This window comes from Pseudoalteromonas sp. QJM3NY_12, assembly GCF_056173165.1.
Genome location: NZ_CM149661.1, coordinates 1,356,953 through 1,370,642, shown reverse-complemented (window position 1 = coordinate 1,370,642; position 13,690 = coordinate 1,356,953). Strand labels below are relative to the sequence as shown.

9 protein-coding genes are annotated in these 13,690 nt (G+C 40.3%); 8 read left to right on the top strand and 1 reads right to left on the bottom strand.

The genetic code is table 11. The features are described 5' to 3' along the window. The first annotated feature begins 203 nt into the window (after positions 1–203). Entirely contained in the window at positions 204–3,380 is a 3,177-nt protein-coding gene (gene rne / locus AC0VZ5_RS06375; RefSeq protein ID WP_475474597.1) for a ribonuclease E, read from the top strand. 393 nt (positions 3,381–3,773) lie between these two features. On the opposite strand, the gene yejK is transcribed toward rne, so the two are convergent. Beyond that, complete coding sequence (yejK, locus tag AC0VZ5_RS06370) at positions 3,774–4,790, bottom strand: nucleoid-associated protein YejK (protein ID WP_109874826.1); 1,017 nt, start codon at positions 4,788–4,790, stop codon at positions 3,774–3,776. 63 nt (positions 4,791–4,853) lie between these two features. On the opposite strand from yejK, the gene AC0VZ5_RS06365 reads away from it, so the two are divergent. The 7 genes from AC0VZ5_RS06365 (at position 4,854) to AC0VZ5_RS06335 (ending at position 13,651) form a co-directional block, all read left to right on the top strand. After that, positions 4,854–5,066 carry a YejL family protein gene (locus AC0VZ5_RS06365; RefSeq protein ID WP_008109847.1) on the top strand — a complete coding sequence of 71 codons (213 nt, stop codon included), beginning with the start codon at positions 4,854–4,856 and terminating at the stop codon, positions 5,064–5,066. A gap of 5 nt (positions 5,067–5,071) precedes the next feature. After that, positions 5,072–6,568, top strand: coding sequence for a DUF3413 domain-containing protein (locus AC0VZ5_RS06360; RefSeq protein ID WP_138606998.1), 1,497 nt, complete (start codon positions 5,072–5,074; stop codon positions 6,566–6,568). A gap of 144 nt (positions 6,569–6,712) precedes the next feature. Continuing rightward, positions 6,713–7,204: a DUF4124 domain-containing protein gene (locus tag AC0VZ5_RS06355; protein WP_290170744.1), complete on the top strand. Its 492-nt coding sequence runs from the start codon at positions 6,713–6,715 to the stop codon at positions 7,202–7,204. 183 nt (positions 7,205–7,387) lie between these two features. Continuing rightward, positions 7,388–9,106 (top strand): bifunctional isocitrate dehydrogenase kinase/phosphatase, encoded by a 1,719-nt coding sequence (gene aceK / locus AC0VZ5_RS06350; RefSeq protein WP_138607002.1) that lies wholly within the window; start codon positions 7,388–7,390, stop codon positions 9,104–9,106. 16 nt (positions 9,107–9,122) lie between these two features. Continuing rightward, complete coding sequence (locus AC0VZ5_RS06345) at positions 9,123–10,061, top strand: LysR family transcriptional regulator (RefSeq protein WP_475474596.1); 939 nt, start codon at positions 9,123–9,125, stop codon at positions 10,059–10,061. Positions 10,062–10,221: 160 nt separating this feature from the next. Further along, complete coding sequence (locus AC0VZ5_RS06340; protein WP_290170743.1) at positions 10,222–10,665, top strand: ferritin-like domain-containing protein; 444 nt, start codon at positions 10,222–10,224, stop codon at positions 10,663–10,665. A gap of 169 nt (positions 10,666–10,834) precedes the next feature. Then, on the top strand, positions 10,835–13,651 hold the full coding sequence (locus tag AC0VZ5_RS06335) for a TonB-dependent receptor (protein ID WP_475474595.1): 2,817 nt from the start codon (positions 10,835–10,837) through the stop codon (positions 13,649–13,651). The last annotated feature ends 39 nt before the right edge of the window (positions 13,652–13,690 follow it).

Below are 13,690 nucleotides of genomic sequence, written 5' to 3'. Positions count from 1 at the left end.
TAGCCGACACATTTGAATCCTTTTAGAATTTAATAGCGTGATAACACCCTATTGTTTGCCGGCATTTAAAATACTGCGTACCAAAATACAGAGCCGTTCCGTTAAAGACCCAGTCGTGAGGCTGCACATTCTAAAAATAGGAACACCTGAACAGGCGAGAAAAACATCGTCATGTCAGCGACATAAACTAGTAGAGTAACATTATGAAACGTATGCTAATCAATGCAACGCAGCAAGAAGAAATGCGCGTAGCACTGGTTGACGGCCAGCGCCTATATGATTTAGATATAGAAAGCCCAGGTCACGAACAGAAAAAAGCCAATATTTATAAAGGCAAAATCACACGCATTGAACCATCTTTAGAAGCAGCATTTGTTGACTACGGTGCTGATCGTCATGGTTTCCTTCCATTAAAAGAAATTGCTCGTACTTACTTCCCACAAGGTTACACCTTCCATGGTCGTCCGAATATTCGCGACGTGATCAAAGAAGGTCAAGAAGTAATAGTACAAGTTGATAAAGAAGAGCGCGGCCAAAAAGGTGCAGCATTAACTACTTTTATCAGCGTTGCCGGCAGCTACTTAGTGCTTATGCCAAACAACCCTCGCGCTGGCGGTATTTCTCGCCGTATCGAAGGTGATGAGCGTACTGAACTTAAAGAGTCGCTAAGCCGTTTAGAACTACCTAAAGGTATGGGCTTAATTGTACGTACTGCGGGTGTTGGTAAATCGTTTGAAGAACTAAACTACGATTTAAAAGCATTATTAGTCCACTGGGAAGCCATTCAACAAGCGGCAGACAGTGCTAAAGCGCCATTCTTAATTCACCAAGAAAGTAACGTTATTTTCCGCGCTATTCGCGATTATTTACGTCGTGACATTGGCGAAATTTTAATTGATAAACCACGTGTTTTTGAAGAAGCTAAAGCGCACATTGAGCGTTTTCGTCCTGACTTTATGAGCCGCGTTAAGCTTTATCAAGGTGACACACCGTTATTTACGCATTACCAAATTGAAAGCCAAATTGAGTCTGCGTTCCAACGTGAAGTGCGTTTACCGTCAGGCGGTTCAATTGTTATTGACCCTACTGAAGCACTTACGTCTATCGATATCAACTCGTCTAAAGCAACAAAAGGCGGTGATATTGAAGAAACAGCACTTAACACCAACCTAGAAGCAGCGGATGAAATTGCTCGTCAACTTCGTTTACGTGACTTAGGTGGTTTAATTGTTATCGACTTTATTGATATGACTCCTCCACGTCATCAACGTGAAGTAGAAAACCGTTTAAAAGATGCTGCTCGCCCAGATCGTGCCCGTGTACAAATTGGCAAAATTTCGCGCTTTGGTTTACTTGAAATGTCGCGTCAGCGCTTACGCCCTTCACTAGGTGAAGCAAGCCAAGGTGTTTGTCCACGTTGTAGCGGCCAAGGTACTATTCGTTCAAACGAGTCAATTGCACTATCAATTTTACGCTTGATTGAAGAAGAAGCAATTAAAGACAACACTGCACAAGTAAACGCACAAGTGCCTGTTGCTGTTGCCGCTTATTTATTAAATGAGCAACGTCGTAGCGTTCACCGCATTGAAAAGCATCACAAATGTGACGTAGTGATTATTCCTAATCAACACATGGAAACACCACACTACGAAGTAATGCGCTTACGTAAAGATGAAACGCTTGAAACTGTAAGCTACGAGCAAGTTGTTGCGCCTGAGCCTGAAGCATTTGAAATGTCTAAATCGCCAGCAGCACCTGTACGTGAAGAGCCGAAGCTTAAAGGTGTCGTTATGCCTTCTAGCCCTGCTCCACAAGCAGCAGCAAAAGCTGCGCCAGTAGTAGAAGCAAAAGCTGAAATTGGCTTATTTACTGCACTTGGCAAATGGATTAAGTCGTTATTTGCAAGCGAAAGTGAACAAACAACACAAGAGTCTTCTGAGAAGAAATCTCAAGAGCGTACCAATAACAACCGTGGCAATGATAATCGTCGTCGTAACAACCAACGTCGTCGCAATAATAACCCACGTAATAAACCACGCAACGAACGTAATACAGAGTCTGAAACTAAAAATGAGTCAGCACCTGTAAGCGATACGCAAGAAAAGAATGAAAACCGCAATAAGCGCCGTCGTAATTCAAATACGCGTAAACGTCCTGAGCATAAAACAGAAGATAAAACGCAAGTAAAAGCAGAGGCAACTCAAAAAGCGGATACTGCGCCTAAATCTGATAAGAATGCTGAGCCAAAAGAGCAAAAGCCTAAAGTACGTCGTCAACGTCGTAATTTACGCAAAAAAGTTCGCGTACAAGACGAAAGTGCTGAGCAAGTTCAAACAATAGAACAACCTGTTGAGCAACCTGTGGTGAAAGAAGAAAAGCCACAAGTGAAAGAGCAAGCACCTGTTGTTGAAAAGCAAACGCCTGTATCAGATGAAAAAGCACCTGCACCTGCTAAAGAACAAGCAGAAGCTGTTGTAGATTCAAACGATAACGCAGTATCACAAGATGAAGAACAAGAGCAAACACGCACTCGTTCACGTCGTTCACCACGTCATCTTCGTGCATCAGGTCAGCGTCGTCGTCGCCCTGAAGGTGAAAACGCGCAAGAAAAGTCTGATGAAGCGCCGGCGTTTGTACCCGTTGCTGATCAAGCTGCAGCTGAATACGAAGCAGAGCTAAAAGCAAAAGCACACAAAACGGCTGTTGATGCCTCTGATGCAGTTGAACAAAACATTGTTGAAGAAGAGTTAGCGAAAACTGAAGAACCAGTAAAAACTGAAGAGCCAGTGAAAACTGAAGAACCAGTGAAAGCTGAAGAACCAGTGAAAGCTGAAGAGCCAGTTAAAACTGAAGAACCAGTGAAAGCTGAAGAACCAGTGAAAGCTGAAGAACCAGTTAAAGCTGAAGAGCCAGTTAAAACTGAAGAACCAATACAAACTGAAAAACCAGTACAAGCTGAAGAGCCAGTGCAAACTGAAGAGCCAGTAAAAGCTGAAGAACCAGTACAATCTGAAGAACCAGTGAAAGCTGAAGAGCCAGTACAAACTGAAGAAGTCGCTGTTGAAGCAGAAACTGCACCGGTTAGTGCTACTGAAACACCTGTAGAAGCTAAAGAAGCGCCTGTAGTTGAAAGTCAGCCTGTGACAGTGTCGCAAGCGAGCCCTACTAATGTAAACGCTAAAACAGTGATTACAGCTGGACATGCAAGTGCGCCAATGGCACAGCCAACACCTGTAGCTGATAGCGAAATCAAGCATACATCAGTTGCAATGGCACATGACAAGCGTGAGTTAATCCCTGACAGTGGCCTTCGCCCTGGCTCGGTAAAACCTGCTGGTCGTGCAAGCTCTGCAATGACTAAAACACTTAATGCTGAATAAGCACTAAGTTTAGCTCAAAGCTAAAAAAACCGCGTTAATTGATTTTAACGCGGTTTTTTATTGCTTGGAATTTATGTAACTGGCAACGGGGTTCGGACTGCGAGGAGTGGGTTAAAGGTTAAAGGTTAAAGGTTAAAGGTTAAAACATTTGAAGCTTCGCTTCACACGTGAGCAAGCTCTACGTCTACCAGTTATCTGCTAATACCTGTTTTATCTTCTCATTTAATCCTCATTCTCTTCTCTTAGTGCAATTAGATCTTAAGAAAATTGTTCACAAAGAGGGCTAAGAGACGCTGCGCTTTTAGAGGGTAAAATTATAATCGAAAGTTAGCGGGGCGGGCTGCGGGGTTAGGGTTACGAGCCTGATCCCAAAACCCGTAGCCCGCTGTGAGTTTAATCTTGCTCTTGCTCCATAAAGCGCTGTAACTGATCTTTTAGGTTTGGCGGAATGCCTTTTATTACCAGTGTATCTGTTGCTTCGTTGTATGTTACACGTTCACCTAAATGTTTACGCTCAAAGCTAATGCTCACACCGCCACCTAAGCCTGAAAACTTCACCATACTCGTTACTGTTTTCTTATCGACTGGGAATGACTCTTCTAGGTCATAGCTTTGCTCTTTACAAAAGCTCTCAAACGGGTTGTCGTCGCCTTTGGTCAGCGTTGCTGAAAGTTCACTTACATTAGCCTCTTCGCCTGTGGTGACACAGTCATTACAATAATCAAATACTTGCTTACGTAAATCGTCCTTTTCAGACTTATCAAATTCTTGCTCTGATAAGTAATCTTCTACCGCGCTTAGCATTACTTGGCTTTGTTGCTTAGGATCAATGCCCTCTTCACAACCTAAGAAATCTAAAAAGAAGTCAGCCACTTTTCGCCCTGCACGACCTTTAATAAACGAAATATATCGATTATCGTCTGCTTGGGTATCCCATGCTGTTAAATCGATGCGAGCAGCCAATTGCATACGCGAAATATCTAAATGGCGCGATGCGGCTAAATCAAGCTCTGAAGTCATGGAGTAGTGCTCTTTAATGTTGATCATGGCAATCAACATATAATCAGTAGCCACGTACTGATAATGACAAAATACTAAGTAGCCAGTTTCATTAAAGGCGTATTTATCTAACTCTTCTTTTAATACCGTTGATGCCTGCTCGGTCATATGCCAAAAGCCAAGCTCATTATTACGATAGCTTTGCATAGTAGAGGCAACAATGCTGTTTTTTTCTCCACTAAAAGCACAAAAACCTTTGCCTGGCTTGCCGTTGTAGGCGTGGTGTAATTGCTCAATGAATACAGCAACTTTGTCGTTGATCATCATTTCGTCGTTGCGAAGGTGAATTTGGGTGTCGTCATCTTTTTTGTCTACATAGTGCACGACTAATTTTTTAACATCTATTGCCATCTTTGTTTTTCACGCCTCTGGTGTTAAAATACGGGAATATAACTATTTTTATTGAACCAACTGATGCCAATCTTATCAAAATACTCTAATGAAGAAGTAGAACAAATCGTCGATCAGCTTATTGATGTTTTATCAAAACACAATGCGCCGGTTGATTTAAGTCTTATGTGTTTAGGAAATTCTATCACGCATATCTTAAAAGAGCATGTACCAACAGGGAAAAGACAAGCTGTTACTGAGAACTTTGCAAAAGCACTCGCTCAGTCGGTTAAATAAACTCTATGAATTTATCGCAGCATAACCAGTTTTCATCGAAAGCAAGTCAATTATTAAGTTGGGGCCATTGGTTTACATTTGCCAATATTGGTTTGGCGCTTTTAATTAGCTTAAGCTATTTATTTGCCGACTCGCCACCCACCACTTTTATAGGTATCGCTTATATGGTGGTTACGTGGCTAAGCCACACCAGCTTTATTGCCTTTTTAGCGTTTGTGCTGACGGTCTTTCCTTTAAGTTTAGTGTTCCCCTATCCGCAGCATATTCGCGGCATGGCGGCAGTGATAGCAACAATAGGTGCTTCAATACTGACTTTAGACGCTTATGTGTATTTTAACTTAGGCTATCACTTAAATGCCTCAGCACTGCCTGAAATTATTTCGCTGTTGTGGCACCGCTTAACAAATTCACCGGCGCTCACTACCTTGCTAGCAGGAAGTATTGTATTACTTATTTTAGGCTTTCAGCTTACAGTTAGTAACTTTACTTGGCACCATCTAGCACGCTTAAAGCAATTTAAATTTGCGCGTTATGCAGGTTCTTTTTTAGTGATTTGTTTTGCATTAAGCCACAGCATTCATATTTGGGCTGATGCAAATTTAAAGTTTGATATCACCAAGCAAGACAACGTACTGCCACTTTCGTACCCTACTACAGCCAAAAGTTTACTCGCTAAAAACGACTTATTGGATGTTGAAAGCTACGAACAGGCACATAATGTTAAAATTAATAACCAAGGTATTAATTACCAAATACCTACCCCATTAGCAAAATGTGAAGATTACAACGCGGCTAAAGTTGATATTTTAGTTTTTGATAATGACGAGCAGTTAACAAAATTTGTTGCTAGCAAAAAAAGCATTTATAAAAACCAACAATTTTTACAACCCACCGATCAGAGCGACATGCTATTTGGTTTGGTGTATGGCCTGCCTGCATTTTATAAAACCGACATTATTGAGCAACAAACCTTACCCGTTTGGCAAAGCCAACGTCGAAGTGTAAAAGTATTTGGTATTGATGAGCTGAGCTTTATTAACGAGCAAGCACACAAAGACAGTGCAATCAGGGTGATTAAAGCGACTGAAAATGCAACGGTTCGTGATGATGCTACTGAGTTTTTTGCATTTAGTGTGTCTCAAAACAGCAATGAAATAGTGACCACGTCAACGCTATATAGCTCAGATAAGTTTATTTCTAAAGTGAATGGCTTAATTCAACCTAGTGATATTATTGCTACTAGCCTTGGCCAATACTTAAACTGTAATGCGCTTGCTAAGCAAACTATGCTAGGCGAAAACTTATACAGTAAAAGCAATAATATTGGCGTTAATTACTCACAAGGTGTCGTAATTGCTTATAAAAAAGATAGAATTACGCTGATTGATCGTGATGGAAACTTTAGAAACATTTCCGCGGCTGAAGGGTTTTCTATTGAGCAAGGACTTGATATTCCGTTTTTAGTACACAGTATTAAAAAGCTTAAAACGTTTTCTCAATAGCACCTCATAATATGAGCGAGCCATTAAAACTGACTCGCTTGGTTTCTGTTATTGCTCCTTTGCACTTGCTATCCCCCTCAGCTAAGTTATAGTTTTTAGGATTAAAACATTTTAACTCGATCAGATGCGCAAAGGAGAATCATTATGTTCAACGTTATTAATCTGATCATTACTGCCTGCCTTTTATGCTTTAGCTCTGTTGCACTAGCCCAAACTACCTATTACAAATGCGTAACCCCAAAAGGGACTACCTTTTCACAATTGCCCTGTAGTAACAATGCAACCATGTATAAAATAACTGCCACTGAGCCAAAACAAACAGGTGAAGAAATAAACTACACTAAGCAGTTAAACGAGCTTGAGCGCGACACCATAATTACTAACTTAGAGGCAGAGCTGCGCAGTAACCAGCATAAACTCGCTATACTTTCACGAGAAAAAGACCGTGCTGATTTTAAACAACAACAACGCTTGAATCATATATTAAGTGCCGATGATAAAAAACGAATTAGAAAAGATATTAAAAAAACGCAAAAAAGTTTAGATAAGCAATATAAAAAAGATAAAAAATTAATTGAAAAACGAATTAAGAAATTACAAAAAAAGATTGATGCCTACCAAACAGACTCTAACTAACTTAAATAAATATCATCTTAATTTGCTTGGTTTTAAACATAAAATAACATACCCTTAACAACTATAGAGTACAAACTCTAATGCGTGTTTAGTGGTGCAATTTCCTTTGACCCGCTTTTACAAATTAAATGGTATCCACCGGCACTTTACTAAACACCCAAAGGCGTCAATTAAGGAGTACTGATGCAACCACGCCAAATTGCTGAGTTAATATTAACCGGATTTAAAAAACATTACCTGCTGTTTCAAAGAACAACAGCAAAAGCGCCTCATGCGTTTGCTAAAAGAGATTGGCAAGCAATTAATGATATTAGCCGCCTACGTATTAGCTATTACGATGATCGGGTTAACGAAACCACAAAAACCTTACGTGAACGCCAACAAACAGACCAGCTAAACGAAAGTTTATGGCTTGAAGTAAAGAAAATTTACCAGCATTTTTTATGTTTTCACCCGCAGGCTGAGCTTGCCGAAACATTTTATAATTCTGTATTTTGCCGCTTGTACCACCGCCGCTATTTTCATAACGACTTTATTTTTGTTGAAGCGACACTCAAAGATGCGCCCTCAGTGCCAGTAGAGGCTGAATATAGAAGTTACTTCCCCGTCGTGGATGGTTTAAAACCAACAATTAAACGTATTATTAACCACTTTGATTTTAAAGCCGATTTTGTCAACCTTGAGCGTGATATTCGTTTATTAGTAAAAGCGTTTTATAAGCAAGCTCCCGATACTCACCACCAGCATTGGCAAATGCGTTTTGATATATTACACACGCCGTTTTACCGCAATAAAGCAGCGTATATTGTAGGACGTGTCGTATCGCAAAGCGGCGTTCAACCTTTTATCATTGCGGTACTTCATCATGAAGATAAAGGGTTATATCTTGATGCCCTACTGACTAAGTCATCGCAAATGCGGGTTATTTTTGGCTTTGCACGAGCTTACTTTATGGTAGAAACTCACGCCCCCTCAGCGTTAGTGCGGTTTTTAAACCAACTCATGCCAAATAAAACTTTAGCCGAGCTTTACAACGCCATTGGTTTTCATAAACAAGGAAAAACTGAGTTTTACCGTGAGTTTTTGAATCATTTAACTCATTCTAATGACCAATTTACCATTGCACCTGGTACACCCGGTATGGTGATGATGGTATTTACCCTCCCCTCGTTTGGTTATGTATTTAAAGTTATTAAAGATAAATTTGGCGAAAGTAAACCATTTGGTCGTGATACGGTATTAAAACGCTATCAACTGGTTAAAAGCCACGACCGTGTAGGGCGAATGGCCGACACCATAGAGTATTCAAACGTCGTATTTCCTTTAGCGCGTTTTGATAGTAACTTGTTAGCGCAGTTGTATAAAACCATTGGATCATCAATGGTCATTGAAGGTGACTGGTTAATAATAAAACATTTATATATTGAAAGACGAATGACGCCACTGAATCTGTTTTTAGAAAATGCAGATGAAAAAAGTGCCGCCGATGCCATAGAAGAGTATGGCCAAGCGCTCAAAGAAATGATTGCTGTGAATATTTTCCCCGGCGACATGTTGTTAAAAAACTTTGGGGTAAGTAAGCACAAACGGATTATTTTTTACGATTACGACGAAGTGCAATATTTAACAGACATGAACTTTAGAGCACTACCTAAGGCAAAAAGTTATGACGATTATTTAACGGATGAACAAAGTTACTCGGTTGCCCCTCAGGATGTATTTCCAGAGCAGCTATGTACCTTTGTTATGCCCAATCCAACATATAAACAATTTTTAACTAGCACGCACCCTGAATTACTTGATGTTAACTTTTGGAAACAAGCACAACAAAATATAAAAAATGGAAAGGTGAGTCACATTTATCCCTATCCTACAGCACAGCGTTTTATCCATTATTGGTAAACGTTAAGGACACACAATGAATATAAGTAAAATAGATTTAAATTTACTGGTTTACCTCGATACATTACTGCGCGAATGTAATGTTACTCGTGCTGCAAACCAGCTTAGTATTACTCAACCGGCAATGAGTAACGGACTTAAACGCCTACGTAACCTTTTTAACGATCCTATTTTAGTGCGTACCAGCGATGGTATGGTGCCGACTGAGCGTGCTATTGAGTTGCAGCCAGTAATTCGTGGAATTTTGATGACTCTTGAAGAAACTCTGGCACCTAACCGTGAGTTTGAAGCTAAACAAAGTAAGCGAGTGTTTAGGATCATGGCCAGTGATTACGCGGCCAGTACCATGGCGCCGCGTTTATTAGGGAAACTACACGAAGAAGCGCCCGACACCACCTTAGATATTTTAACCCCTAGTGATGTTACCTTTCACGATGTTGAAAACGGTAAAGTTGATATGGCGATTAACCGCTTTGAAAATTTACCACAATCGTTTCATCATAAACGTATTTGGAAAGACAGCTTTTGTTGTTTAGTAAAATCAGATAACCCCATTATTAAAAACTTTAGCCTAGACAGCTATTTAAAAGCTCGCCATATTTGGGTAAGTAAAACAGGCTTTGGTGTTGGTGTGGGGATGGACCCTAAAGATGTGCAAAAGCTGGGCTGGGTTGATGAGGCACTGGCTCATTTTGGTAAACACCGTAATATTGCCACTTTTACTCGTAACTACCATGTGGCTGTTCACTTAGCCAAAGAGAAAAATTTAGTTGCGACTTTGCCCTCAAAAGCGGCTAATATTTATTTAGACGATCCTGGGCTTAAAATACTGGAGCCCCCCTTTCCTATCCCGCCATTTGAACTTGATATGATATGGAGCCCTTTATTACACAGAGACGCTAGTCATATTTGGTTACGCCAAAAAGTAGCTGAAGTAGCGGATGAGCTAAAATAACCTTCTTACAAACTTTTATGTAAAATTTGCTTGCTAACGCTCAGTTAGCAAGCCTACTAAAAAATTAAAAACCATAAAATACAAACACTTAAAAAACAACCTACTTGGAATAGCGCTTGCTTAGTAATGACAGTATTTTAAATTAACAGAGGTCATTATTATGAGCACCCATCAAGGACAAGAAATTAATCATATTACCGACATTATCCAAGTAATGAATAGCGGCATCGACTTTTACCAAACAGCACAAGATAAAGTAAAGGACCCCGCAATAGGTGCCCTATTTCAACGTATGATTGACGCTCGTAAAGTCAGTGTGGAGAGTTTACAACCTTACGCAATTAATCAACAGGGTGAGCGCGAAGATGGCTCATCGTTTGTTGTAGAAGCGCGCCGAGCATTCACAACTTTGATTAGTAAATTTACTAACGATAACGATCAAACCTACGTTAAAGAGCTTGAGGAAGTAGAAGATAAAACCTTAGAAGAAATTAAAATAGCGTTGAAAAAACCTCAGTCCCATGATTGTGAAGCAGCGTTATCAAAGGTATTACTTACTATGCAGAGCTGCCATGCTGAAATGAGTAAAATGCAAAAACATTAAGTTTAATACAAAGAATAACCGCCCAGCCTTAGTGCTGGGCTTTTTGTTACCTTAAAAAAATCCCCTCCTGTGAAAAAAATTAGTTTCGTCACATGTTTGTAAAAATTCATCACTATTATTAGCTAAAACATCTGGTCTAGACCAAAATAAACTTAAGGTAAAACTAATAATGAAACGACATGCAATAGCCACTGCTATATTACTGTGTACTAGCCCGTTATTTATTGCCCAAGATGCCGTTGCCGGTAACGCTACATTTGTAGGCACTGTAGAAGATAGTAGATCACTGCTCTCTGGCGCATTAATCACAGTAGTTGGTACTGGTAAAAGTACCGTAACAAACTATCAGGGACAATTTGAGTTACCGCAGTTAAATCCAGGTAAACACCAACTTAAAGTGACCTATTTAGGCTATCAGCCTTATTTTGTTGATATTACTGTTGGTGAAGGCGAAATAAAAAAGCTAAAACCAATCACTCTTTTTGCTGCAAATAATAATAACGCCATTGAAGAAATAATTGCTGTCGGCCAAATTCAGCGCGGTGAAATGGCGGCAGCTAATAACCAAAAAAATGCCAAAAGTATTAAAAATATTATTTCTGCTGACGGTATTGGAAAACTACCTGATAGAAATGCAGCTGAAGCTGTACAGCGTATACCAGGTGTGTCGATTGAACGTGACCAAGGTGAAGGTCGTTTTGTTGCTGTGCGCGGTCTACCGGCACAGTGGAGCTCTGCGAGTATCAACGGCGATCGTTTACCAACGGCTGAAGAAGAAACCACCAGTCGAGCAACAGCTTTTGACTTTTTCCCTAGTGAATTAATTGAATTTGTCGAAGTGTCGAAAGCGCTAACCCCTGACCTTGAAGGTGACGCCATTGGCGGTAATGTTAATTTTATCACTAAAAAAGCGCCCGATGATTTTGTGTTTAATACTAATTTTGCAATTGGTCAAAATGAGCTTGCCGATGGCACTAATTATTCAGCAAACTTACTTTACGGCGACCGCTTACTAGACGACAAATTAGGTTTTTTGATCAATGCGACTGCGTGGCAACGTGACTGGGCCACTGATAACTATGAGCCGCGCCGTGGCAATGATGGTTTAGGCATTTATCGCTTAGAGTTACGAGATTATACCGGCACGCGCGAAACTTATGGACTTAATGGTGCTGTTGAGTATCAACTTGAACAAGGCACAATTAGCGCCACAGCCATGTATGGGACTTTAATTGATGACGAAACACATTATAAGCACCGTATGCGCTTTGATAAAAATCGCGCTGAAGTACAACATATCCGCAATGAATTAATTACCGAAATGACTGGGCTTGAGTTAGAGGCAGAGCATTATTTTGGTTATGACAAAACTCTTAGTTGGAAGTTATCAAGTTACGAGAATGAATTTCGTTATGGCAATACCCCAAATAGCGAAGACAACAGTTATTTTGTTGTCAGATTTGACCAAAAACAGGTTGGCTTTCAAGGACTAGAAGACAGGGGCACAGGCAAAAATTACGCTTATAATACGATTGATGGTGGCAGCGATCCATGGAATGCAATCAGTAACCATTTACCTAGTGATTTTTCGTTCGATCCTGCTAATACTAATCTTTCATGGGTAGAGTTATATAAAATATTCGTTAATGAGAAAGATAAAATTGTCGCGAGTGCCGATTTCGAATGGCAAGTCGATGCAAACTTAACTGTAAAAATAGGTGCCAAATACCGTGATAAAGAACGTGTCGCCCGCTTTAGCGATGAATTTTACGCGTGGGATGAAGCAAACTATGGCGCTGCGCCAAGCTTAAGTGACTTTACTTTGGCAGATCAGCCAGGCCGCAATGATTTTTTAAATGAATTAGCTATTGATTACCAACAGCAATTTTCGCAAGTTGTTGATACCGGTGATCTAGCGCAGTTTTGGAATACCAATAAAGAAAAATTTGTACTTGATAAAAGTGAGTCTGCCTTAATTGAAAATGGCGGTGCGTTAGGACGTAACTTTGATGTTAACGAGCAGCATACCTCACTATATGGTATGGCAACCTATACAATTAATAACGACTGGGAAATACTAGGTGGTTTACGTCTAACTCAAACCGATACTGAAGTGAATGGTTATACATACCTAGCTGATGAAGATAGAGTTACACCAAGTCATGCTAAAAATGATTACCTATCGGTGTTACCTGCATTACATGTTACTTATCACAGCGGCGAGCAAACCAATTACCGCTTAGCATTAACCCGCTCGTTCTCACGTCCTGACTTTGGCTCTTTAACACCAGGCGCAACCTACTTAGAAGCAGATAACGAACTTGTTACCGGTAACCCCGAACTCGAGCCCACCTACTCAAATAATGTTGATTTGATGGTTGAGCATTTCTTTGAACGTGTTGGTTTAGTCTCTGCAGGCCTGTTTTACAAGGACATTAGCGACCCAATTTTTCTAAGTAGCTCAATTGGTCAGTTTAATGATAACAGTGGTGTAAATATTGTGCGCCCAGAAAATGGCGACAGCGCATGGCTTGCAGGTATTGAGATGGCCTTTAATCGCGATTTGGGCTTCATCAATCCGACTCTAGATAGCTTTGGAGTAATGGTAAATGCGACCTTTATGGACTCACAAATGAGTATTCCAGATCGTGGCGATAAAGTAGCGATTCCGCGTCAAGCCGATAACCTCTATAACTTTACCTTATATTACGATGACAGCTTCTTTGCCGCGCGGGTTGCCCTAAATTATAAAGGCGAGTACATCGAAGAGCATGGCAGTGATCGGCAATCGGATAGCTATTATGGCGAAAATGTTAGTGTTGATTTTACTACGTCATACCAGCTTAACGAAAATGCATTAGTTTATCTTGAATTAAATAACCTAACTAACGAACCGCTTAAATATTATTTGGGAGATGAAAATCGCCCACTGCAAGTTGAGTATTATGGTGTTCGCGGCATGGTCGGTATTAATTATCAATTTTAATCTATTGTATTACGCGGGGCGAAAGCCTCGCGAAGGATA

Bases quoted from the DNA above. Each gene is read 5' to 3' on its own strand.
- AC0VZ5_RS06335 (WP_475474595.1), top strand. From the start codon at position 10,835: ATGAAACGACATGCAATAGCCACTGCTATATTACTGTGTACTAGCCCG.
- yejK (WP_109874826.1), bottom strand. From the start codon at position 4,790: ATGGCAATAGATGTTAAAAAATTAGTCGTGCACTATGTAGACAAAAAA.
- AC0VZ5_RS06345 (WP_475474596.1), top strand. From the start codon at position 9,123: ATGAATATAAGTAAAATAGATTTAAATTTACTGGTTTACCTCGATACA.
- rne (WP_475474597.1), top strand. From the start codon at position 204: ATGAAACGTATGCTAATCAATGCAACGCAGCAAGAAGAAATGCGCGTA.
- AC0VZ5_RS06365 (WP_008109847.1), top strand. From the start codon at position 4,854: ATGCCAATCTTATCAAAATACTCTAATGAAGAAGTAGAACAAATCGTC.
- AC0VZ5_RS06355 (WP_290170744.1), top strand. From the start codon at position 6,713: ATGTTCAACGTTATTAATCTGATCATTACTGCCTGCCTTTTATGCTTT.
- AC0VZ5_RS06360 (WP_138606998.1), top strand. From the start codon at position 5,072: ATGAATTTATCGCAGCATAACCAGTTTTCATCGAAAGCAAGTCAATTA.
- aceK (WP_138607002.1), top strand. From the start codon at position 7,388: ATGCAACCACGCCAAATTGCTGAGTTAATATTAACCGGATTTAAAAAA.
- AC0VZ5_RS06340 (WP_290170743.1), top strand. From the start codon at position 10,222: ATGAGCACCCATCAAGGACAAGAAATTAATCATATTACCGACATTATC.